This is a genomic window from Agrobacterium sp. B1(2019) (assembly GCF_008274755.1).
GTDB classification, from domain to species: Bacteria; Pseudomonadota; Alphaproteobacteria; order Rhizobiales; family Rhizobiaceae; genus Agrobacterium; species Agrobacterium salinitolerans.
Map to the genome: position 1 here is coordinate 265,801 of NZ_VTPB01000003.1, position 22,210 is coordinate 288,010.

The 22,210-nt window shown below is 55.9% G+C and carries 19 protein-coding genes and 2 pseudogenes; 10 read left to right on the forward strand and 11 right to left on the reverse strand.

Annotation, left to right across the window (positions count from 1 at the left end; all coding sequences use genetic code 11):
- Positions 1-44 precede the first annotated feature (44 nt).
- The 4 genes from AGR1_RS21500 to AGR1_RS21515 form a co-directional block, all read right to left on the reverse strand.
- Complete coding sequence (locus AGR1_RS21500) at positions 45-827, reverse strand: class I SAM-dependent methyltransferase (RefSeq protein WP_246669695.1); 783 nt, start codon at positions 825-827, stop codon at positions 45-47.
- A gap of 61 nt (positions 828-888) precedes the next feature.
- On the reverse strand, positions 889-2,715 hold the full coding sequence (locus AGR1_RS21505; protein WP_149148199.1) for a hypothetical protein: 1,827 nt from the start codon (positions 2,713-2,715) through the stop codon (positions 889-891).
- On the reverse strand, positions 2,712-4,064 hold the full coding sequence (locus AGR1_RS21510) for a nucleotide sugar dehydrogenase (RefSeq protein WP_187772257.1): 1,353 nt from the start codon (positions 4,062-4,064) through the stop codon (positions 2,712-2,714). Before AGR1_RS21510 ends, AGR1_RS21505 begins: the two co-directional genes overlap by 4 nt.
- Positions 4,065-4,098: 34 nt before the next feature.
- Positions 4,099-5,079 carry an NAD-dependent epimerase/dehydratase family protein gene (locus tag AGR1_RS21515; RefSeq protein ID WP_149148201.1) on the reverse strand — a complete coding sequence of 327 codons (981 nt, stop codon included), beginning with the start codon at positions 5,077-5,079 and terminating at the stop codon, positions 4,099-4,101.
- An 830-nt stretch (positions 5,080-5,909) separates the two neighbouring features.
- Here AGR1_RS21515 and AGR1_RS21525 point away from each other — a divergent pair.
- From AGR1_RS21525 to AGR1_RS21550, 5 genes and pseudogenes are all read left to right on the forward strand, one after another.
- Complete coding sequence (locus tag AGR1_RS21525; RefSeq protein ID WP_149148202.1) at positions 5,910-7,127, forward strand: IS701 family transposase; 1,218 nt, start codon at positions 5,910-5,912, stop codon at positions 7,125-7,127.
- Between the two features lie 283 nt (positions 7,128-7,410).
- Complete coding sequence (locus tag AGR1_RS21535; RefSeq protein ID WP_149148204.1) at positions 7,411-8,244, forward strand: IS5 family transposase; 834 nt, start codon at positions 7,411-7,413, stop codon at positions 8,242-8,244.
- Positions 8,245-8,435: 191 nt separating this feature from the next.
- On the forward strand, positions 8,436-8,798 hold the full coding sequence (locus tag AGR1_RS21540; protein ID WP_137409395.1) for a transposase: 363 nt from the start codon (positions 8,436-8,438) through the stop codon (positions 8,796-8,798).
- On the forward strand, positions 8,795-9,142 hold the full coding sequence (tnpB, locus tag AGR1_RS21545) for an IS66 family insertion sequence element accessory protein TnpB (protein WP_137409396.1): 348 nt from the start codon (positions 8,795-8,797) through the stop codon (positions 9,140-9,142). Before AGR1_RS21540 ends, tnpB begins: the two co-directional genes overlap by 4 nt.
- A 70-nt stretch (positions 9,143-9,212) precedes the next feature.
- Positions 9,213-10,571: pseudogene (locus AGR1_RS21550) on the forward strand (IS66 family transposase); the annotation flags it as partial.
- Here the strand turns inward: AGR1_RS21550 and AGR1_RS21555 are convergent.
- The gene (locus tag AGR1_RS21555; RefSeq protein WP_081950783.1) at positions 10,550-11,737 is read right to left on the reverse strand and encodes an IS110 family transposase; all 1,188 of its coding nucleotides are present in this window, start codon (positions 11,735-11,737) and stop codon (positions 10,550-10,552) included. The pseudogene AGR1_RS21550 and the gene AGR1_RS21555 sit on opposite strands and share 22 nt — an antisense overlap.
- Before the next feature lie 256 nt (positions 11,738-11,993).
- Between AGR1_RS21555 and AGR1_RS21560 the strand changes: the two are divergent.
- The 3 genes and pseudogenes from AGR1_RS21560 to AGR1_RS21570 all read left to right on the forward strand — a co-directional run.
- A pseudogene (locus AGR1_RS21560) lies at positions 11,994-12,257 on the forward strand (transposase domain-containing protein); the annotation flags it as partial.
- Positions 12,257-12,583 (forward strand): hypothetical protein, encoded by a 327-nt coding sequence (locus AGR1_RS21565; protein WP_149148509.1) that lies wholly within the window; start codon positions 12,257-12,259, stop codon positions 12,581-12,583. The pseudogene AGR1_RS21560 and the gene AGR1_RS21565, both read left to right, overlap by 1 nt.
- A gap of 42 nt (positions 12,584-12,625) precedes the next feature.
- A complete protein-coding gene (locus AGR1_RS21570; protein ID WP_149148205.1) occupies positions 12,626-12,994 on the forward strand; it encodes a hypothetical protein in 369 nt (122 codons plus the stop codon).
- Positions 12,995-13,060: 66 nt separating this feature from the next.
- On the opposite strand, the gene AGR1_RS21575 is transcribed toward AGR1_RS21570, so the two are convergent.
- Both AGR1_RS21575 and AGR1_RS21580 read right to left on the reverse strand, forming a co-directional pair.
- Positions 13,061-14,344, reverse strand: a complete 1,284-nt coding sequence (locus tag AGR1_RS21575) for a glycosyltransferase family 1 protein (RefSeq protein ID WP_149148206.1) — start codon at positions 14,342-14,344, stop codon at positions 13,061-13,063.
- A gap of 159 nt (positions 14,345-14,503) precedes the next feature.
- Positions 14,504-15,694, reverse strand: coding sequence for an AGE family epimerase/isomerase (locus AGR1_RS21580; RefSeq protein ID WP_149148207.1), 1,191 nt, complete (start codon positions 15,692-15,694; stop codon positions 14,504-14,506).
- 284 nt (positions 15,695-15,978) lie between these two features.
- Here AGR1_RS21580 and AGR1_RS21585 point away from each other — a divergent pair, with 284 nt between their 5' ends.
- Positions 15,979-16,764: a 2-keto-4-pentenoate hydratase gene (locus AGR1_RS21585; RefSeq protein ID WP_187772273.1), complete on the forward strand. Its 786-nt coding sequence runs from the start codon at positions 15,979-15,981 to the stop codon at positions 16,762-16,764.
- A gap of 78 nt (positions 16,765-16,842) precedes the next feature.
- Here AGR1_RS21585 and AGR1_RS21590 read toward each other — a convergent pair whose 3' ends face one another.
- Positions 16,843-17,748 (reverse strand): LysR family transcriptional regulator, encoded by a 906-nt coding sequence (locus AGR1_RS21590; protein WP_149148208.1) that lies wholly within the window; start codon positions 17,746-17,748, stop codon positions 16,843-16,845.
- Positions 17,749-17,933: 185 nt separating this feature from the next.
- Between AGR1_RS21590 and AGR1_RS21595 the strand changes: the two genes are divergently transcribed.
- Positions 17,934-18,977, forward strand: coding sequence for an aldo/keto reductase (locus AGR1_RS21595; protein ID WP_149148209.1), 1,044 nt, complete (start codon positions 17,934-17,936; stop codon positions 18,975-18,977).
- A gap of 51 nt (positions 18,978-19,028) precedes the next feature.
- On the opposite strand, the gene AGR1_RS21600 is transcribed toward AGR1_RS21595, so the two are convergent.
- From AGR1_RS21600 to AGR1_RS21610, 3 genes are all read right to left on the reverse strand, one after another.
- Entirely contained in the window at positions 19,029-19,979 is a 951-nt protein-coding gene (locus tag AGR1_RS21600; RefSeq protein WP_149148210.1) for a bile acid:sodium symporter family protein, read from the reverse strand.
- Between the two features lie 246 nt (positions 19,980-20,225).
- Complete coding sequence (locus tag AGR1_RS21605) at positions 20,226-21,890, reverse strand: type IV secretory system conjugative DNA transfer family protein (protein ID WP_149148211.1); 1,665 nt, start codon at positions 21,888-21,890, stop codon at positions 20,226-20,228.
- Positions 21,887-22,195, reverse strand: coding sequence for a mobilization protein (locus AGR1_RS21610; RefSeq protein WP_149148212.1), 309 nt, complete (start codon positions 22,193-22,195; stop codon positions 21,887-21,889). The genes AGR1_RS21605 and AGR1_RS21610 overlap by 4 nt, the downstream gene beginning before the upstream one ends.
- Between the last annotated feature and the right edge of the window lie 15 nt (positions 22,196-22,210).

Here is a 22,210-nt window from a genome sequence, read left to right on the forward strand (position 1 = left end):
TTGTCAAACGACTTTCAAAGAGTTTGCGTCAATCTTACTCAGACTCAAATGGGCTTAGCAGTTATCAGCAAATGCCATCCCAAACTCTGCTCAAGCGCACGGAACAATTCCGGCGGCATAGTTTCAAACCAAGGTTGCCGCACATATTCATACTTGACATATTGTTCAATCTGGTAAGGGAAAATGTGGTCCTGCCGAATTTCGGTTGCTTCAAAGCAGCCAGAGAGAAGCTCTTGAACGTCGCGCTCATCGTACGTAAAAGCAATCGGGCACCCTGACTGTGCTTCCGGTTGATCGAGACCAGCTTCAATCATAGCAGCCTTCCAAGACCGCTTTGCATAAAGCATTATCCTCAACTCACCATCCGGCTTAATAACTTTTCGGATTTGCTCGATTACACCTCGCGGATTGGGTGTATGATGAATAACACCAAAAGAGTATACCAGATCGAAATTGTCCTCTGGAAAACCTTCCGTGAGCGATTCCGCATTCAATTGCTGCAAACTTCCGGTTTGTCCAAACACTTCAAACCGTGTCTTGGCGATAGAAAGGCTGGCTTCCGAAAGCTCGATACCAGAGTATATCGCACCGCTACGTGCAAAATTGACTGCATCAGTACCGATGCCACACCCAACTTCCAGTACCTTCTTGCCATTCCAAAGCGAGAATTCTGCAAATCCGGGAATGTGTGGTTCAACAAAGTACTTCCGGGCTTCTACTTCATCGAAATATTCTCTCGTGCCCACTTCGAGTTTTGAATGTCGAACATTGCAAGGGCGACGATTCCAGTACTCTTTTACGTCATCAATGGTTGCATGGTCGGTCACAGGTGAATCCTTTTATTGAATGATGATAGCAGTTCAGTTACTTAGGTGTGTTTCAACCAGGCTACGCATCAGCAAGTCGAACCCTTTTCACAGTTACACGTTCGAGGGCGACGTTGGATTTTCCTACTGAGTGAAGACGCACTTCAATAGGAAGAGACAAATCTCGCGCCGCAATTTGAAGCGGTAGCGAGATAATTTTTCTAGGGCCAAACAATTTGATTTTTACGACTTCGATCGTTCTTTCGCCCTGCATAATTTCTAGGTGCAGCTTCGATGTTGGAGAGTGGTTCCAACTTCTACTAAGACTTATATCAACTCTATAATTACCGGGCATCAAATTAGCATAAGGCCCATAAAATATATGTCCGCTAGCACCCGTTGAACGAATTATATTCCCATCTTTCTTCCCAGCAGAACCCGGGAACACTTCGGTAGTCCAATCCTGAGAGTCGACGAATGCTGACCTAAGCAAATAACCGTGCCGCAGCCTAGCAGAAAAAGGCGTTCTGCTGCAGCCAACGAAGCGCTGCATAAGCGATTCGAAACTATTATGAATCGCATTCACGCCGATAATTCGGCGCGGTTCTTTATTTCCTTCCAAGTGATCCCGCTCGTTTGTCACGACGGTATAAAATTGCTCCATCAACGCAGCCGCTGCGTCGCCCTCTACTTTTTTCGGGAGCCCAAAGTTGATTATAAAAGTGTCTGCTTGACCGATAGCTTCCCCATCGTCTTGCCAGTGAGACACATCAGTCAGAAATCCCAAATGTCGCCAACAGCTCGTGAAGAGGTCGTATATCCTATCCTTGGGGCCAAGCCAGACGAGATTAGTATTTCTCGGAGCATTCGCAAATAGATCCACAAGAAATGGAAGTACATGCTCCGGCGTTCCAAGTTCCAGATCGTAAGATTCCGGTCGATATCTTGCTTCAATTAACCCCTTCAGAGGCTGATCGATAGCTTTGCCAAGCGCCTGACGATACGCCATATTCACGGTGTCAGTCAGCCTGATCTCTTCCAGATCAATGCCAGCGAGGCCCCAAGTTTCTGATTGATCCGGTATCTCCTGCTGCTCGAGATTGTGGTAAAAATCGTCAGCACTATTTTCAACGCTCTTGTGTGCATGAGCAGGAGTGGTCTGACGGGTGTGATCACAATGATAGCCAAGAACGAAAGGTAAAGCGTCCTCAATCTTGCCATGGCGCATAACGAGACGCTTTGAAATATTCGCGTCCACATGCCAACCCAAGAGCATCCTTTCGTCGAAACCGTGAATGGAAAAAAGGTCGTCCCGCTTTATCAGCTGAAAATCACCGGGAGCGTCGTAGAGGATGGAGTCCATCCCGTACACAACCTCATTCAAATAAAATTTTTCTCCCGCCTCGCGGGTTTCAGCTATAACCCCGGCCGGATCACGCCGGTCGAAGCTCTCCCATAGTGTTTCAGGTATCTCGAAACGCGGCGCGCAGTAAAACCCGTCCTTCAGCGCTGCCAACTGCTCCGAGAGGGATTGCGACCCCCGCGGAACGAATATCATGTCCGTGTTGGTCGACAATATCCAGCGATTTGCAGGATTGGACCGTCTGACGGCAGCGTTGCGCGAAATGGGTTCAAGGGCCTTCAGATGCGTACGTGATGCGAAAAGCTGATTGTGAAGACTGGGCCTTATGCGGATAATCCGCAAAAGGCGCTTCGCACGATCCGTCAGCGTGTCACAGATCGCCTCCGGGAAGGTAGGGAAATCGTCCGGCGTGTTGTAATCGACGAAAAGAATTTCATCATTTTCATCAGTTAACACTTCCGCCATGCAATTCAGGCTGAGAGCAGCCCGCTTGTGGAGATTATAGCCGTAGCTGTCGTTCCTTCCGTAGAGGACGATCGATATCATGGCATTACCCGGTTGTGTTTCGCCGCTGCGGCATCTAAGAGCCAATCCCCCATACCGGGCCTGATCAGCGTTATTGCGGCTGAGAGCTTTGCGGCGTCAACGACGCGCCACGGGTCAATGACCGCCTTGGGCCCTGCTGCCGCGATATCGAGATTTCGATAGGCTTTCCACGGCGTCACAATGGCGACCACATCTGCTCCCGCCATGGCGCTTTCCGCATCCATCTTGATCACAATGCCGTCGGCAATTTGATCCGGAAGGCTGACAAGCGCTTGCGGATCCGTAATCCGCACACGATAACCTATGCTAATCAGCTTGTGGGCGAGCGCCAGTCCCTGGCTTTCCTCAATCACCGGCGTTTCCGGCTTATAGGAGAGGCCGAGAATGGCAACCTGCGCCCCTGGATCAGCCGATGCCGATATGGCCCGAACAAGTCGTTCGGTCTGATGATCATTGATTACATCCGTCGCTTCTGCGAGGTCCGTACGTGCACCCAGGCTGCGTCCAAGTGCAGCAAATGCCTTATTATCACGCGGGAAACAAGGACCACCATAACCGATGGCTCCCTTGATGTATTTCTTTCCTATACGGCTATCTGCACCGAGAGCATCCGTCACCACGTCTGCATCTGCACCATCGAGATGGTCGCACATGTCTGCGATCATGTTCGCATAGCTGATTTTGGTGGTTACATAGGTGTTGACGGCGATCTTGCAAAGTTCCGCATTGACCCAGTTCATGCGCTGGAATTCGGGACCGCTCTCCGTCGAGCCACGGTAGACGCTCTCGAGCATATCCCCGGCCTTGGGGTCGCTTTCGCCAATGAGAATCATGTCTGGATAAAGCATGTCGCGAACGACGGTACCGAGCGCGATGAACTCCGGATTATAACACAAGCCGAGATCCGAACCCACTGTGCGACCCGATGCACGTTCAAGCGTTTGCCTCAGAACACCGCCCGTAGAACCAGGCATAACAGTGGAAGTGACAACCACGTTGTGATAACCGATCTTGTCATGCAATGCAGCGCCGATGCTCTCAAGAGCGGAGATCACATAATCATTGCGGAAAAATCGGTCCGGCCCACTTGGCGTCGGTACGATGATGAAAGTGACATCCGACGAAAGCACTGCCTCCCGCATGTCAGTCGTTGCCCGAATGCGCTCACCATGCTCGTTGATCAACTCCTGCAGCTGCGGCTCGGGAACTGGTGCTACACCACGATTGATTGAATCCACGAATGCGGAATTCAAATCCATACCAATGACGTCAAAGCCCTTTTTGGCAAAAACGGCGAGCATGGGCGCACCAAGTTTGCCCAGGCCTATAACGGAGAGTTTCGGCTTCATCTTCATATCTCGCTACGGATCGGGCCGTTGGCCGTCACTTGTTTTTTCCACGCGCAAGCTCGGCCTGGCGCGCAATCCAGGGATAGGTGCGGGCCAGGCCCTGCTCAAGCGTAAGGCTTGGCTCCCATCCCAACTTCTCCCGAATGAGGTCATTATGGGAATTGCGCCCACGTACACCTTGCGGGCCAGGGATATTGCGAATTTCGAGATTCTTGTTGGCAACCCGCATCGTAATCCGGGCAAGTTCATTGATCGAAACCATTTCTTCCGAGCCAATATTCACCGGCCCAGCGAAAGATTCGCATCGAGTCAGCCGCAGAGTCGCCTCGAGGCACTCATCAACGAAGAGGAACGACCGTGTCTGTAGGCCGTCGCCCCAAATTTCGATTGCACCGCCGGATTCAGCCTCTGCGACCTTGCGGCAGAGCGCGGCCGGCGCCTTCTCGCGTCCTCCGACCCAGGATCCTTCCGGACCGAAGATATTATGATAACGCGCGACACGGCATTCCATGCCATGGTTGCGGTTGTAAGCGAGATAAAGACGCTCGGAAAACAGTTTTTCCCAGCCATATTCGCTGTCCGGATTTGCCGGATAAGCGCTGTCTTCCCGCGTTACTGGAGCATTCGGGTCCGTCTGATTATGTTCGGGATACATGCAGGCCGAGGAACTGTAAAAGACCCGCTTTATATTGCGGCGAAAACAGGCATCCAGGACGTTGAGATTGATGGTAGCCGAATTATGCATGATATCGGCATCGTTCTCGCCCGTAAAAATATACCCCGCGCCGCCCATATCGGCAGCAAGCTGGTATACTTCGTCAAATCTGCGATCGATCACCGCACGACAATTGGATTGCTCCCGAAGGTCTGCGATGACGAAATCGTCAGCCTCCGTTGCGGCATATTCCGGGTATTTGAGGTCAACCCCCCTCACCCAAAAGCCTTCGCGTTTCAGGCGCTTGACCAGATGTGCGCCGATAAATCCACCTGCTCCGCAGACGAGTGCCGTTTTCATGTGTCTCTTCCCAACAAGAAAAATCCGCAATTATGCGCCCGCAGGAGCTATCAGATTATGTTGGAAGTTTTCAATAGGTTTCGGATTATTTTCGATCTTTTCAGAATGTTTCTGCGTTAACCGGCCATCAATTGTTTGCGCGATCCCGCCCTATGCGGTAGGACGCCCCGAGCAGAAAAAACGGCGCCCCACGGCATCCAAGGTCGCATAAATGCACGATAGTGCCCTCTTCTATCCGGACCCGCTGCAAAAAATGTGCTACAAAAGAGCGATGAACCGTTGAATTTCGACACTCGAAAAATTCTCGTCGTTGACCTAGACGGAACCCTTCTCCGAACTGACATGCTATACGAGAACTTCTGGTCGGCTTTTGGCTCGGATTGGCGGTGTCTTTTCAGCGCGATCTCGGCATTGCCGCGTGGGCGTGCCCACTTGAAACGTCACCTAGCATGTGCGGCAACGGTCGATGCCCGTTTCCTTCCTTACAACACGAAGGTACTGGCCTATATCAAAAAATGGCGACGTGCAGGCGGGCGCACCGCTCTTGTCACCGCTTCTGACCAACAAATTGCATAAGGGATAGCCGACCACCTGGGTATCTTTGATGAGGTTCACGGCGAAATCTGAAAGGCGCCACGAAAGCTGCATTTTTGGAAGAACGTTTAGGTGAAACAGGCTTCTTCTATATGGGGGACACTGCTGCTGATTTTCCCGTCTGGGAACGCGCAGAAAAAGCGATCACGGTGGATGTACCTAGCACTACTTTGGCAGATTAACTGACGGTTAACGATAATCGGCCATCTTTGGCCCCTCAAAAAGGGGTGCGGTGGATGGTGGAGCAGAATATTGCACTGGCGGATTGGCTGAAGCCGTTCGTTGAGAAGCTTGGTCACAAGAAGCGGCGGCAGATGTGCCCGGTATATGTTTCAGGCCTGATCGGACCGGGTGATCGCAAGAGTATCGAACCGATGGCGGAACGCCTTGCGCCCGATCATTACGACCGTCTGCATCATTTCATCTCGGATGGGATTTGGGACGCCAGTCCGCTTGAGACTGAACTGGCTGTGCAGGCGGACAGAATAGTCGGAGCTTCAGACGCCTTTCTGGTGGTCGACGATACGGGTCTGCCGAAGAAGGGTGATCATTCGGTCGGGGTCGCTCCGCAATATGCTTCGATGCTGGGCAAACGCGCCAATTGCCAGACGTTGGTATCGCTGACGCTGGCACGCGATGAGGTTCCCGTTCCGGTTGGTTTGCGACTGTTCTTGCCGGAAAGCTGGACCAGTAACCAGGATCGGATGGTGAAGGCTGGCGTCCCCGAGGAGATGCGTATATCCCGCACCAAGCCGACGATCGCGCTCGACGAGATCGACAGGCTGATCGCGGCGGGGGTGCGGTTTGGCACCGTGCTCGCCGATGCCGGCTATGGTTTATCGGCCGCGTTTCGCCAGGGGCTCAGTGCACGCGGCCTCACATGGGCTGTCGGTATTCCCAAACATCAAAAGGTCTACCCCCATGATGTCGCCCTGATTTTTCCGGTTTCCGGTCATGGCAGACCGCGCAAGCATTCGATCCCCGACACCCTGTCGATGGCAGCCGAAACGATCCTGGAAGCATCCTCCTGGAAGAAGGTCAGTTGGCGTCGCGGCACGAAAGGTCGCCTGACAGCGCGCTTTGCTGCGCTCCGCATTCGGATCGCTGATGGTAGTCCGCAACGTATCCTCGACAAGGGACAGCAGCATATGCCGGGCGAAGAGGCGTGGCTGGTGGGCGAATGGCGCTCGAACGGCGAGCGCAAATACTATCTCTCCAATCTGCCGGCCGAAGCAACGTTAAAGCAGCTGGCAGCTGCCATCAAAGCCCGATGGGTCTGCGAGCAGGCGCATCAACAAATGAAAGAAGAACTCGGCCTCGATCACTTCGAAGGCCGATCATGGCAAGGTCTGCATCGACACGCGCTGATGACAATGATCGCCTATGCCTTCCTGCAACATCAGCGCCTACACCAGGCCAAGCGGGAAAAAAACCAAGAGGCACGGCCCGCCTAAACCGACACTGCCAGCCATCCGACGCGCGGTCATAAACACCCTCCTGGCAGCGTCAGCCCCAGAACGATGTCCGCACTGCAGAATCCGCTTCAGACCGCCAAAATGCATTCTGCCAAAGTAGTGCTAGGAAAGTACGCACAAAAGTCGAGGCCCTTTGCGACACAGTGGAGCATCTCCAAAGCGAGAAAGAGATTATTAGGCCTTAGAGGCTGACCGAAAAAGAGTTGAGTGAAATCAGTCATTTGTGATTCTGTTTGTTTGCTTAGGACGAACGGAGACCACAATGGGTTGGACTGATTTCACCCGTCGGCAATATGCCCGACGCGCGAGCCGCTATGCAAGTGATCTGACGGACCGGGAATGGGGATTAATCTCGCCTTGCCTACCTGGGCCAAGGCGTTTGGGCAGGCCACGTAGTACCGATCTTCGCGAGGTCGTGAATGCGCTGCTTTACATTGCTTCGACGGGTTGTCAGTGGCGAATGCTGCCAAAGGACTTTCCACCGTTTACGACAGTTCAGGCCTATTTCTACGAATGGCGGGCAACGGGTTTATGGGGCCGGATCAACCATCGTCTTGTGATGGAGACGCGCCAGCTGGAAGGTCGGCAAGCCTCGCCGTCTGCTGGCGTGATCGACAGCCAGAGCGTGAAAACCACGGAAAGCGGCGGGATTTCGGGCTATGACGCCGGCAAGAAGATCAAGGGGCGCAAGCGCCACATCATTGTCGACACGCTGGGGCTGATGGTCGGCCTGATCGTGCATGGCGCGGACATTCAGGACCGCGACGGGGCATCCGACCTTCTGAAATCGATCCGCCACCGCTGGCCCTGGCTCCGGCATGTCTTCGCCGATGGCGGCTATGTGGGCGACAAGCTGAAAGGGAGACTTGCGAAGATCGGCCAGTGGACGATGGAAATCGTCAAGCGTTCCGATAAGGCCGAGGGCTTCACCGTCCTGCCGCGCCGCTGGGTGGTGGAGCGGACCTTCGCCTGGCTCGGTCGTTGCCGTAGACTGGCCAAGGATTGGGAGAAAACGATCGCCTCCGCCGAGGCATGGATCACAATCGCCCACATCCGCATGCTCACACGGCGGCTCGCAAGATACAGAAATTGCTGAGGTCTTTTTGAGTCAGCCTCTCACATCTGCCGCGTCAGCAACTGGAAAGTACTGGTCTATCATTGCAGCCCGTGATGGACAGCAACGTGAGCGTCCGGTGAGCGGATTTTGCAGAACGAGCCAGTTAGGCGATGTTCTGGCATTAGAACCAGCATTAGTGCTGAGATTAATACCAGATCTGAGAGGTTGGCATGGCTCGCATGGAGATTATTTCCGGCGTTGAGCGTAGGCGGCGATGGTCGAAAGAGGCTAAGCTGGAGATACTGGCAGAAGCAGATGAGCCTGGCGTCCGCATTGGGGATGTAGCTCGTCGGCATGATATCCATCCGGGTCAGATCCGTTTATGGCGAAAGACATTCAGCCACTTTAGTGCGTCGCCATCGTTCGTTCCGGTACAGCTCGTGGACGACATAGGTCAGCGGCAGAAGCCTGCCGTTCCGCCGTCGCGGGTGTTCATCGAGATCTTGCTACGAAACGGTCGCGGTTTGAAAGTTCCAGTCGACCTTGAGCGAAAGACGTTGGCATCTTTGATCGCCTGCGTGGAGGCGGCATGATCGGGCCTTCAGGAAATGTACGGGTCTATTTGGCCTGCGGGGTGACTGATATGCGGCGCGGCATTGATGGTCTGTCAGTGTTGGTCGAGGCAGTCATAAAGGAGGCGCCGGGTTCTGGCGCGATCTTCGGATTCCGCGGCAAACGCGCGGATCGGATTAAGCTTTTATGGTGGGATGGCCAGGGGTTTTGCTTATTTTACAAAATTCTCGAGCGCGGATATTTTCCCTGGCCGACGGCGAAAGAAGGCGTTGCGCATCTGACGCAGGCTCAGCTTTCCATGCTTGTCGAAGGAATTGATTGGCGTCGACCGGCGTGGACTTCCGCTCCAGCTCGGACGGGCTAAGAGCCTTGTTTTACTTGAAAATCCGGGAAAAATTCTAGCGCTTCAGGCGCAAATCGGCTAGTTTAACGGCATGGAAACAACGCCATTGAACAGTCAGGACGAGCTATCTGCATTGCGCGCGCTGGTCGCTGAACAGGCGGCGAAACTTGAGAGCCAGGAAGCCGAAGTCACCAAGCGCGACTCCATTATCAGTCTTCTGCGCGCGCAGTTGGAACTGCTCCGACATCGGCAGCACGGTCCTTCTTCGGAAAAGATCGACCGGAAGATCGAGCAATTCGAACTGATGCTGGAGGAGATCGAGGCCTCTCGTGCTGAGGCTGAGGTGCGTTCCGGGAAGACCCCTTTGCCGGATTTGGACGACGTACCGGGTAAGCCGAAGCGCAGACCGCTGCCGGATGACCTTCCCACCGAAGAGCAGGTCTATGCAGCGCCCTGCAGTTGTCCGACCTGCGGTGGCACGTCTTTCCTCAAGGCGGCTGACAAGGTGGTCCAGGTGATGGAGCACGTACCGGCGTCCGTAAAGATTGTCCGCCACGTCGAAAAGCGAATGATCTGCAAGGACTGCGATACGACGGTGTCCGGCGAAATGCCAACCTTGCCGATCGAGCGAGGCAAGCCCGGACCGGGATTGCTCGCGCATATCATGGTCGCCAAATTCGACGATCACATTCCGCTCTATCGTCTATCCGAGATGTACGACCGGCTGGGAATAGATATATCCCGGTCCGTCATGGCGGACTGGGTTGGCCGCGTATCCGTTCTGCTTGCGCCTCTCATCTTGCTGATCAGAGCCCATATCGCTGCGGTCGACAGAATACATACGGACGATACCCCGGTCGATGTTCTCGACCCTGGGCGCGGGAAGACGAAAACCGGCAGGGTTTGGGTCTACGTCTTCGATGGCAGCGGCTATCAAGATCCAACCCCCAAGGCCATTGCCTATTACTATAGCCCCGATCGTAAGGGCGCACATCCAGCCGACCATCTTGCTAGCTTCAGCGGCGTGATGCATGCGGATGGCTATGGTGGTTATAAGAAGCTTTACGGCAACCAAATCACCGAGGCCGCCTGCATGGCGCATGTGCGCCGCAAGTTCCATGATGTGATCAAACTGAAGCCATCACCGATAGCCGAGGAGGCGTTGTCTCGTATCGGCGCGCTCTACGATATTGAGGATCGTATCCGCGGCATGCCGGCTGATGAGCGGTGCGCACTGCGCCAGGAACATGCCAAGCCCATTCTGAGGGACTTGAAGGTGTGGATCGAGGCTACGCTACCGACGTTGCCGCAGAAACAGAAGCTGGCCGAAGCGATGCGATACGCCCTCTCGCGGTGGGCAGCATTGAGCATTTACATCGATGATGGACGTGTCGAGATCGACACGGATGTTGTTGAACAGCCCCTTTCTCAACCTTTTTGTGGTTTAGGTGGCCTATCTCTCCAGGCTTCGACCATGGCCGCGTAGGCTGCCTCCGCCTGAGCAACGAGCTCCATCTCTCGATGTCGGATTTCCTTGATCCAATAATCGCGGGCGGGACCAGCGGGTCCATGTGCTTTGGGAGCGCCGGCACGAAGTTCAAGCTTGCGCATCTTCATGGCGACAAAGGCGGGCCGAGCCCATCTGTAGGGAGCCTCCTTGGTCAGCAACTGCCAGATCAGATTTGCGATCTTGCGCGCCGTGGCGACCGCCGCGACGTTGAGGCCTTTGCGGTCCTTGATCCGGAGAAAGAAGGCACGCAGCGGCCCCGGGACCGACGCGGCCGACCAGGCAGCTTCAATCAGCATCGTTCTGGCAATCGCGTTTCCCTGTTTCGAGATGCGGCCATGGATTGCGCCGCGATCGCCGGACTGGCGCACCCGTGGGGTCAAGCCGAAGTAGCTCGCAAGCCGGTCGGGCGTCGGGAACCGGGAGATGTCGCCAATGGCGGCTATCACCGCCGTGGCAACCACGGAATTTACTCCGGCGATCGTCATCAGCTTGCGCGTGCGAGTGTCGTCAAGCGCAATTCGGGCCATGGCACCATCCAGCTTTTCGAGCTTGCCCTTCAGCCAGTCCAGTTCATCGAGATGGCGGGCGAGGAGGTCGCGCTCTGCCTTGGGCAACGGGGCCTTCGAAAGCCAGTCTCTGCCATCTTTTCCGAACAGATGTCCCGAGTATTTCGGCACGAGATTGGCGTGGAGAACGGCCTGAACCCGGCTCTTCACTCGTCGCACTGATCGCACGAGCGCCGCGCGCTCCGACACGAGACGACGCAGGTTCAGGGTATCATCATCCGCGGCCCAGACCTCCGGCAAGAAGCCGGCGGCATGAAGCTGCGCCAGAATCCGCGCGTCGACTTTGTCGGTCTTCACGCGCGCGTGGGCGATGGCCTTCACCTGAAGCGGGTTCGCGATCACGACCTTGGCCACGAACGGCGTCAGCAACCTTACGATGGCCGAGGTGTTCCCGGTTGCTTCCAGTATAACTTCGTCATCCTTTCGAAGCTTCTGCCCAAAGGCCACCACAGCGTCGTAATCCAGGTCCACCCGGAATTCTTCGGTGACCTTGCCCCGGTCAAGAACCGCGACCTGCGCAAAACTTCGATGCACATCCATTCCGATCGACCGCATTCCAAATCCTCCATGTTGTTGATGGGGGAGTGCGCGGGCTGTGCGACATCTACGGATACGCGCTCGCAGCGCAGACGGGATAGTCGCAGGGGCGGCCAGATAACAACGCGAGCTCGCAGCTCAAAGTCAATTCGGCCTGCCCGCTTCTTCGCACTCCGACGCCCCTGTCCCGACACGACAATTCTAACATGACAGGATAGAATCTGCCGAACGTTCGTGGGACGCCGATGGCAACATGCCCGATAACAATATAGCTGAGCGAGCCATGCGTCCGCTGGGAATTGGCAGAAAAAACTGGTTATTCGCAGGCTCGGACAAGGGTGGCGATCGCATCGCCAATATATTGACAATCATCGAAACGGTCAAACTCCATGGCCATAATCCGGAAGTCTATCTGACGGACGTTCTGATCAGGATTCAGGATCATCCCAAGGATCGCCTTGAGGAGTTGCTGCCGTGGAACTGGGTGCCGATGGCAGCAATCACCCGCGCCGAGGCCGCCTGATGGCCCGCTCGACCCGCGTATACACGATCAAAGCCGTCTCGGACCTCCTCGACGAGGATATGGAGCTGCTCGAAGAGATCATGTACAATTCCGACAACATCGATTACGGCGAGATGATCCACATAGACGACGGGTCCAAAGATGGCATGACCGGATTTACAGACCGCGGCATCGAATGCATAGAGGAACTCCTTCGCGATGCCCGGAGCTGGAAGGGCGGACTACGAAGCTTCCTGGTCGCGGATCATTGTGACCCGGAAACGATCGAACGCATCATGGCGAAAGAACAGGCTCGAACCGAGGCTCAAAACCGTAAGCAGGCATAAAATCTATTCGCCGGACGCTTACACAGCAACCAGTTACCGCTAATGAAAACGCGTTACGGTCCAGTGAAAGACCCAATTCTCGATCTGGCCGGGACTGGAAGAAAACATAAGTTGTATGGCCCCGGAATGGTGCTGTCACCAGGCGAATACCGTATTGAAATGGATGCGCTAATTTTCGATGAGCGCGCCGACGAGGCGGTAGTCGAGGTATACAGTACAACAACCGGCCTCGTCACCTCAGCGCCCCTGCTGCGCGGGCCACACGGCCATCCCACCACGACCCGCCTCGAATTCACAATCGGGCAGCAGGATCAGGGCAGCTGGGAATTTCGAATTGCCGGTAATAATTTATACGGCATTCGAGTTACTGGCGTCCGGCTCCGCTCCGCAGGTCAAGGCGGAAAAACCTGATCGTTGAACCACCGTTGTATGCATATTCAATATATAGGTGCACACCGCCTGCCACCCGTAATATTTTCAGTTTTCAGCATCTTCAAGTCTACTAAGTACAGATAAAAGCAAGTCCGTAGATCTCTCCCAATTGAATTGGTCCCGAATTTCGCTCGCTATTCGGCTTCGGACACTCATGTCCGGTGGGAAGTTAGCCAATTGATACATGGCATTCGCCCAATCCTGCGGTTTATCCGGCTCACAAAAAACCACCATACCAGGCAGCAATTCTGTCATGGCAGGTCTCGCACTACATATGCAGGGAACTTCAAGCCTCAACGCCTCTAAGGGAGGCAAACCAAAACCTTCATATAAACTGGGGAAAAGCAGCCCTTTGGATCGCTTCAATACTCTAGCCAACTGTCCGTCCGTCAGGCGACCGATCGGATGTATTCTATCTCCGCTATCAGAGGTCAACTCGGCGGAAAATCCCTTCGGAGATTTTCCGACAACGACCAGATGATAATCCCTGACATCCCTGAAACCCATCGCCTTAATTACGACGTCAATATTTTTGTGGTAATCGTTAGAACCTATACAGACGAAGTATGGAGCATCAGGCGTAAGCAAATCCACACTCTCGTCTTCATGCCAGTCCAAAATATCAACGCCATTATAAACGACGTGTATTTTTTCCTCAGGAATACCAATAATTCGTGAAATATCTTTCGAACTGCTTTCGCTAACTGTCACGATGACATCAGCGCTTCTAATCGTATGGACGTATCTTTGTTTCCATTCGCTAATAGTTGATTTTTGAAATATGCTCTCAAATAGCAAAGGAATAACGTCGTGCACCATAACGACGGATCGAGAAGGTAACTCGGTTGGGCACCAGTGGACAGACGAGAAAAAATGAATAGGTTTTCCGCAAACCGGCCTAACATCGAACGTTGAGAGTGCCTCTCGCTTTATTAATTCCTTCAATATTTCACGAGCAACTCTACCAACACCTCGCCTGTCAACGAAAGTCGCAGTACTATACTGAATATTAAGTCCCTGAACACATAAGGGAAAATATTCAGAATTATCGAGAGCTTCAGGTGACCTCGAGACCGTTCCTTGCTTTGGAAAGCGCTTCCGTATCGCTCTTCGTATCATGCGCTCGGGATTAAGCGAACGAAGCGTCGCCCTAAAACCACTGTCGCTTTTCACTTTTCCATCGCCGATTCGGACGCCATTCGATTGTGCCGATATAACGTCATTTGCAACACGGTTAACTACCTCCTGGGCATATTTTGAAGCCAACAGGTGGTTGAGTTCTTTAGCAGTTTTTAGCTCATCCTCGTGGTTCAGAAGATCAAGGGCCATTATTTGCCTTTCGAAAGAGTGACCATAATTTTTGTGCCCCCAGTATTGTCTTTTTAGCTGATCGACAGCGTAAAATCGCTATCCCATTTAAAGCCTGAGAATAAAATGAAAACCCAATTCAAAAATCAGATTTCTGCTATTCCTCTACGGCTATGGGCATCATCTCCACCCACTGACCGCCAGCACGGCCTCTGCCTCATATATGGCGCAGACGATGTGATAGAAGGTGCTTGCCGGCGCCGGCTCATCGAGCATCGGCTTATCCGCTGGCCATTTGTCGAACCACAGGCCCTTGACCGTGGTGTCGAGGAAAGGTTGCAGCGCGCCGATGGCGCTGAGACCGGAGGCGAGGTAACGCTGCCGCTCCTCGCCGCTCGTGACGCTCGCAAGCCGTACCGCCGCTTTCAGCCATTCCGTCTGCGGCCATAACCGCGCCAGCCCGTCATGCACCGAAAAATCGTCGTAGAGGCTCATCACCGCCACTTTGCGGCGCGGGCAGATGCCATGTTCTTCGCCGATCTGGAACAGCCGTTTTGCCTTCCTGATCGCTTCATCGTTTCCACGCAGGCCCCCCCAGCGCACAAGAAGCCATGCCCATTCGAACTGGTGGCCCGGCTCCATGATCCGGCCCTTGTCGCTATCATGGGGTGTCCAGTCATGACCGAAGAATTCGCGCAAGCCGCCATTGCCGCCATCGATGAAGCGGTTAAGCGCAAGACCGGCGATCTCGTCGGCCAGCGCCGACCATGGGCCGTCCGGGTCCTGCACCTCCCAGGCCAGCATCGCCTCGAAGAGATGCATGTGCGGATTGGAGCAGAGCGGCGTGCGCGGCGGGTTCGCTTCCTCGAAGCCGGCGACCGGATGTCTGTAGTCGCGTTCGAGGATGGCAAGAATATCGAGCGCCCGGCCGCGCATCTCGTCCCGGCGCTCGGGAAGGCTTGCGGCCGCCTGTGCGGCGGCAAACAGCGCAAAGGCCTGATTGTAGAGATCGAAGGAGGGATCGATCAGCCTGCCGGTCTGGTCGGCAAGGTTGCCGTAAAGGCCGTTTTCAAGGCGATAGACCTTCTCGAACCAGGAAAGCCCGTGCAGGACCGCGTCTTTCCACGGCCCCTGCCAGCCATGCTGGCCGGCGGCGGCGAAACAATAGGCCTGGCGCGGCTGCACGCGGGCGCGGCGGTTATCGGAAAAAACCGGCTTCGCATCCTGACCGAGACGCTCGTAAAAGCCGCCGTCCGGGCGGGCCGAACCCGCCTCCCACCACAGGGGCAGGGCGTCCTCATCCAGCCATTTGCGTAATGTTCCGATCTCTTCGGCAAGCGCCTGCGCGATGCTCGGAAATTGCAATGTCATACGTCAACTCTCTGTTCTACGTCTTGGTAGGTACGAATACGCCAAGGGAACCCAGAAGCAAACGCTTGAATTTATGTTTTGTGACGCTGTCAACCATAAACACTATTCATTTGCTCTCTCATAAAGCCCGCAGCACGCGAGGAAGGGTACTGGCTCTACAGTGGCCCTCGCCGCACGTCCTTAAAGTCGGCAATGTGGTCAAACCCGGCATTGATGGCCTTGGCAGTGAGCGCCAAATCGTGACAACATTTTGGCGTTCGCGAACAACGGAGATCATGGACGCAATGGCCGCAATCGAGAAACTGGCGAAAAGCTTTATCACAGCAAGCCGCGAGGGGGCGAAGATTTCTCTGGCGGCGGTGCAGGCGGAGGGTCTCATTCCCGGTACGCTTGGAGAGGCTATGGCGGTCCAGCGGGCTTTTGCTGAGAGCCGGGCAGAACCGGTTGCCGGCTGGAAACTGGCGATTCGCGCGGATGGCGAGGCCATTGGGGCGCCCATGTTCGATTGTGTGCGGGTCGATGAAGCCAATGCTGCTTCTTTTCCGCATGGCGGCACCGAAGGCATCGAGGTCGAGATCTGCTTTACGCTTTCGGCGGATATTCCTGCGGCGGCGGCGGGGCCGCTGGCGAGGGCCGACCTGATGGCATTTATCGACAAGGTCCATCTTGGCGCTGAACTTCTCCGCTACAGGCTGGCGGAGAAAAACCAGGTGCCGTTTCCGCTTTTTCTCGCGGATCGCCTCGCCAACCATGGCTTCGTCATCGGCCCTGAAGTCGATAAAGGCATTGTGGATGTCTTTGCCGGAAACGGCGAGAACCTGCCACAGCTCACTGTTACCGAGGGGTCGGTATCGCTGTTCGATGCTACGGCAAAACATCCCAATGGCGATCCGCTTGCGCCGCTTGTCGCCTTTGCCAACTCGGCGTTCAACAGAGGCAATATGCTCAAGGCCGGTAACGTCGTAACGACAGGCAGTCTCTGCGGTGCGATACCAAGCACGATTGCCAGTGAGACGCAGATCACACTGAAATCAGCTGGCGCCTTCACGCTGTCCGGTCCGAGATCATAGGCGACCGGTCAGCCGGACACTCTTTTTTCAGCCCTCTGCCGTCTCATCCTCACCGCGACTTCCGATGCTATCGAAATGTCACTTCACCCGTCCGTATTCGCCGAGAAAATCAAGCAGGGCTCGAATACGTGCCGGAAGCGGGCCCCGTTGGCCGACATAAACGGCATGAAACTTCTCCGTCTCACCCGTATCAAGATGATCGAGCACGGAGACCAGCCGGCCGGTGGCGATATCCTCTCGCACGGTGAAAGCGGCAAGGCGAACCAGACCGACACCGGCGAGGGCGAGACGGCGAAGGCCCTCGCCGTCGCTGACCTGCACGCGCCCCGTCGCCGGAATGACAACAGTCTTTCCGGCATCCCGCAGCGGCCACCCGTCGACTGATCGGGCATAACCAAATCCGAGCCGATTGTGATTTTCCAGATCGGCGATTGTTTGCGGCACGCCGCAGCGCTCAAGATAATCCGGAGCGGCCGCGATCATCATCCTCGTCTCACCGAGTTTCCGGGCGACGAGGCTTGAGCTTTTGAGCGGCCCGGCGCGCACCGCGACATCCATGCGCTCCGCAAGCAGGTCAACCACCATATCCGTCTGGACGATATCGAGCGTGATGCCTGGATGAAGCGCCAGAAACCGTGGCAGGATGGGCGCAAGAATATGCGTTGCATAAGAAGCGCTGGTGTTGATCCGCACGCGCCCGACAGGCTGTTCGCCCTCACCGGCGGCGCGTTCGGCCTCCTCAATATCCGCGAGGATACGAGTTGCCCGTTCATAGAAGGCGCAGCCCTCTGGGGTGATCTGAAGCTGACGGGTGGAACGGTTGAGCAGGCGCGCGCCCAGGCGACCTTCCAGCCGTGCGATCAGTTTACTTACAGCCGAAGGCGTCATGTTTGCCGCCGCGGCCGCGCGGGAAAAACCGCCCAGTTCGACGACCCGCACGAAGATTTCCATTTCCCCTGCCCGGTTGATCTCCAGTCGCGCCATGATAACTTGATCTCACAAGTGATAGTAATTTTGGCATTCTATTTCATTGAAGAGCGAGCGTCTATCTTCAGGCGGCGATTGAAATGCATCGCAATCATCATCTGCCAGATCATGACGGAATGGACAGAGCGCGACGCTGCCAAAGCCCCGCCCACGACCATTTCGAAGCAAGAAAGGAACGCCCCATGGAATATCGCTATCTCGGCAAATCCGGCCTGAAAGTGCCGGTCTTGAGTTTTGGTACCGGAACTTTCGGAGGCTCCGGCCCACTTTTCAGTAACTGGGGCAATTCAGACGCCACGGAAGCCCGGCGTCTGATCGATATTTGTCTGGAAGCCGGCGTCAACCTCTTCGATACTGCCGATGTCTATTCCAATGGGGCATCGGAGGAAGTGCTTGGCGGAGCCATCAAGGGAAGGCGCGACAGCGTTCTGATTTCAACCAAGACCAGCCTGCCGATGGGCGACGGGCCGAACGAGGCGGGCTCGTCCCGCTTCCGATTGCTGCGGGCGGTGGATGACGCCCTGCGCCGTCTCCAGACCGACTATATCGACATCCTTCAACTCCACGCCTTCGACGCCTTCACGCCGGTTGAGGAAGTGCTCTCGACGCTCGATACCCTCATCCGCGCCGGCAAGGTGCGCTATACTGGCGTTTCGAACTTTTCAGGCTGGCAGATCATGAAATCGCTCGCCGTCGCGGATCGATACGGCTGGCCGCGTTATGTGGTCAACCAAGTCTATTACTCCCTGATCGGCCGGGATTATGAATGGGATCTGATGCCGCTCGGCGCGGATCAGGGTCTGGGCGCAATGGTCTGGAGCCCGCTTGGCTGGGGGCGTTTGACGGGAAAAATCCGCCGCGGCACGCCGCTGCCCGAAGGCAGCCGCCTGCACGAGACCGCCAGCTTCGGCCCGCCGGTGGATGATGAACATCTCTACCGCGTGATCGATGCGCTTGACGCTGTTGCAGAAGAGACCGGCAGGACGGTACCGCAGGTCGCCCTCAACTGGCTGCTCAGACGCCCCACAGTTTCCACAGTGATCATCGGTGCGCGCAATGAGGAACAGCTTCGCCAGAACCTCGATGCCGTTGGATGGGAACTGACGCCCGCGCAGGTGGCGCGGCTGGACGAGGCCAGCGATAGGGCCGCTCCCTATCCGCATTTCCCTTATCAGCGGCAAGCGGGCTTTGCCCGGCTTAATCCACCGGTCGTCACTATGCCGTAACAAGGCTGGTCGGGCCACCTGATCTGCAGGCGGCCCGACAGATCTGGAGCTTCAGTCGGCTTTGTTGTCGGAGCCTGCGTCCACACGGCCCGAAAACCAGTTCGCGAGGATTGCGCCGGAAATATTGTGCCAGACGCTGAAGATCGCGCTCGGCACCGCAGCGACAGGCGAGAAGTAAGCCGTGGCAAGCGCCGCGCCAAGGCCTGAATTTTGCATGCCCACCTCGATCGCGATGGCCTTGCGCTTGGCAAGCGACAGGCCCGTTGCCTTTGCCGCGAGATAACCGATGAGATAACCAAGACCGTTATGCAGGATTACGACGGCAAGAATCATCAGTCCGGACTGGGCGATAGCCGCCTTGGATCCTCCCACCACCGCCGAGACGATCAAGACGATGCCGATGACGCTCACGAGCGGCAATGCCGGAACGGCGGCCTTGACGAGACCGGGCAGCAGCTTCTGCAGAGCGGCGCCGAGAGCGAGCGGAACCAAAACGACCTTGACGATGCTGAGGAACATGGCCCAGCCGTCAACCGGCAGGTACTGGCTTGCAAACAACCAGACGAGAAACGGGGTCACCAGCGGCGCGGCAAGCGTGGTGACCGAGGTGCAGGCGACCGACAGCGCGACATCGCCCTTGGAGAGATACGTCATGACGTTGGAAGATGTGCCGCCCGGGCAGCAGCCGACCAGAATGACGCCAGCGGCGACTTCCGGCGGCATGGGAATGATCCGGGTGAGCAGCACCGCCAGAAGCGGCATGACCAGAAACTGGCCAAGGACACCGATCGTCACATCGAACGGCCTTTTGACGACCTCCCTGAAGTCATCGACCGACAGTGTGAGCCCCATGCCGAACATGATGATCGACAGAAGCGTGACGATCCACGGCGCTATCTGTTTGAACGTATCTGGAAAAAAGAAGCCGAGCACGGCAAACAGGATGACCCAGACTGCAAAGGTCTTGCCCACGAAAGCCGAAACGGCTGCCAGCGTTTTCATGTCTATACTCCCAATATAATCATGGGACCTCGTCTAGACTCCTACGGTGCCCTGTCAAGGTCATTACTCCGTTGCTAGACTTCGCGGTCGAAAAACGATCCCTCGGCCGCGATGCCGCCGTAGCCGCAGGACTGCAATTGGACAAAAGCTCATCTATCCGCGTCCGGTTGCGGCGAACGAAGCCCGAAGGACCTCACATGCAAAGTCCGATGCAGATACCGGACTGCCTTTTCGTTGTGGATCCCGTTAGACTGGATCAAACATCTCCCTGAACTCTCGATCGGCAAAATAGGCAAGTTTCTCGGCCAATATTGGTCGTTGTCCGGCCAAGAATAGAAGTTGTCCTTTCGCCGGCAGATTGCGCACCTCATCAGGGGTGAGTAACGGCCGGCCGGTATGCTGTTGGCTGTAGGAGATGCCGGTCTTATCGGAATCGAGCGCTCTCGCCATCGTCTGGAACACGACCGTTTCCTGCCCGAGCAAATCAGAGATGAGGCGGGCGCTGTCATGATCGTTGACGCCGAAGACCTGGAGCACGCCGGCATTTGACAGAAAGGTTCCGGCGCGGTGACCGTATGTGGCACGCAGCTGATGGATGTCCTGGAAGATGGGCCAAAGCTGGACACCATAACCCGCCATCAGACCCATCGCGCGTTCGACTGGTGCCAGATGCCCAAGGGATGCGAACTCATCGAGCAGATAGAGAACCGGTGTCGCCGGCCTTGCCGGATCACGGGCCATTTCGAGCAGGCTTTGGGAGACAAGCAGGCGCAGCCAGCGCGAATAGGTCGAGAGGCGGTCAGGCGGAAGGACGAGGAACACCGTCATGTTGTTGCGTTTCAGATCGGCAAACCGGAAATCCGAGCGGCTGAGGACGGCCGTCATGCGCGGTGAATCGAGAAAATGCGTATGGCGTTGGGCTGCGGACAGAACGCCTGCAGCTTCGCGGTCGGATTTTCCAAGGTGGCGGTTTGCGGCCCGGGCGACAAGACCTCTTGCCGCATCGCTATCCTGCATACGCTTGAGCAGCGCTGCAAACTGTTCCGGAGCAAGGGTAAGATAGTCGCGAAGTGTTGCGAGGTGCCGGCACCTCAAAGGCTCCGCTGCAACGTTCTGGAGCAGCAATCCGGCAATCAGCGCTTTTGCCTCCTCGTTCCAATGCGCCTCTCCCGCCATTCCCGGTTCGTCGAACACGAGAGCGTCGGCAAGCGCACTGGCATCGTCCGCGACATCGAGACCGTGGGGATCGAGCATGGCCAGGGGATTGAAGGCTGCCGAGGGTCTGCCGGTAACCCCGAAAGGATCGAGCACATGAACCGGTCCGAATTTTTGCCGGGCACGGCCGGTGATCCTTGCGTTCTCGCCTTTCGGATCGACGCAGATCACGGAACGGTCGGCAGTCAGCAGGTTTGGAATGATCGTACCAACACCCTTGCCGGTACGCGTCGGCGCCATGGTGAGGAGATGAGCCGGGCCATCATAGCGCAGGGGCTTGGCTGATTTTGTATCACGACCAATCAGGAGGCCTGAACCGGATGAGGTAAGAGCGGCTATCTCCTTGTCTGTCGCAAAGCGGGCGGAGCCATGGGTCTCATCGTCACTGTCCCCGAAATGCAAAATCAGTGGAGTGGTGATGAACCAGAAGGTGATAGTGGCAAGCGCCAGCAGGGTTAAGATACCCGGGATGATGTAGACAGGCGAGCCCCGCTCGAAACCCATTTGCCCGAGGAAATGACCGCCACCCATGCCGATCACAAAGGTGACGTTGAACAGGATGAACATAAATCCGAGGAGCCGTTTCCAGATCCGGAAGGGCATGGTGATCAAAGCCAGAAATGCCCAAAGCGGATCACGTGCTGCGGCGCGCAACATGTTTTTGAACGCGCCCCAAGAAAGTCGCAACCGGTTCATGGAGCGCCCTGCCCGCTTCCATCATTCTCTCTTGTGCCCGAGAGCCCTGGTCCGATCAGATCGTCAAAGAGCGCCTTGTCATTGTCGCGTGTCAGAAAGCCCGGCAGTTCGCGGCGCAGCCATTCACCGAGTTGCTGCTTAAAATCCTGATCATCCGAGGTTTCGAGGTGATGCAGAACGAGAGAGCCGATCAGGACCTTGCGGCGCATATCGTTGTTGCGCTCGGTTTTCGAGAGACGGGCCTTCAGCGCAGACCGCTGCGCCTCCAGTTCAGCCAGGCGCTGCTCGATGGTTTTCCTTGCCACGATTGTTCCTTTCGA

Coding starts and splice junctions, on each gene's coding strand:
- AGR1_RS21505 (WP_149148199.1), bottom strand. CDS start 2,715: ATGATATCGATCGTCCTCTACGGAAGGAACGACAGCTACGGCTATAAT.
- AGR1_RS21510 (WP_187772257.1), bottom strand. CDS start 4,064: ATGAAGCCGAAACTCTCCGTTATAGGCCTGGGCAAACTTGGTGCGCCC.
- AGR1_RS21515 (WP_149148201.1), bottom strand. CDS start 5,079: ATGAAAACGGCACTCGTCTGCGGAGCAGGTGGATTTATCGGCGCACAT.
- AGR1_RS21525 (WP_149148202.1), top strand. CDS start 5,910: ATGGTGGAGCAGAATATTGCACTGGCGGATTGGCTGAAGCCGTTCGTT.
- AGR1_RS21535 (WP_149148204.1), top strand. CDS start 7,411: ATGGGTTGGACTGATTTCACCCGTCGGCAATATGCCCGACGCGCGAGC.
- AGR1_RS21540 (WP_137409395.1), top strand. CDS start 8,436: ATGGCTCGCATGGAGATTATTTCCGGCGTTGAGCGTAGGCGGCGATGG.
- tnpB (WP_137409396.1), top strand. CDS start 8,795: ATGATCGGGCCTTCAGGAAATGTACGGGTCTATTTGGCCTGCGGGGTG.
- AGR1_RS21555 (WP_081950783.1), bottom strand. CDS start 11,737: ATGGATGTGCATCGAAGTTTTGCGCAGGTCGCGGTTCTTGACCGGGGC.
- AGR1_RS21565 (WP_149148509.1), top strand. CDS start 12,257: ATGGCCCGCTCGACCCGCGTATACACGATCAAAGCCGTCTCGGACCTC.
- AGR1_RS21570 (WP_149148205.1), top strand. CDS start 12,626: ATGAAAACGCGTTACGGTCCAGTGAAAGACCCAATTCTCGATCTGGCC.
- AGR1_RS21575 (WP_149148206.1), bottom strand. CDS start 14,344: ATGGCCCTTGATCTTCTGAACCACGAGGATGAGCTAAAAACTGCTAAA.
- AGR1_RS21580 (WP_149148207.1), bottom strand. CDS start 15,694: ATGACATTGCAATTTCCGAGCATCGCGCAGGCGCTTGCCGAAGAGATC.
- AGR1_RS21585 (WP_187772273.1), top strand. CDS start 15,979: ATGGCCGCAATCGAGAAACTGGCGAAAAGCTTTATCACAGCAAGCCGC.
- AGR1_RS21590 (WP_149148208.1), bottom strand. CDS start 17,748: ATGGCGCGACTGGAGATCAACCGGGCAGGGGAAATGGAAATCTTCGTG.
- AGR1_RS21595 (WP_149148209.1), top strand. CDS start 17,934: ATGGAATATCGCTATCTCGGCAAATCCGGCCTGAAAGTGCCGGTCTTG.
- AGR1_RS21600 (WP_149148210.1), bottom strand. CDS start 19,979: ATGAAAACGCTGGCAGCCGTTTCGGCTTTCGTGGGCAAGACCTTTGCA.
- AGR1_RS21605 (WP_149148211.1), bottom strand. CDS start 21,890: ATGAACCGGTTGCGACTTTCTTGGGGCGCGTTCAAAAACATGTTGCGC.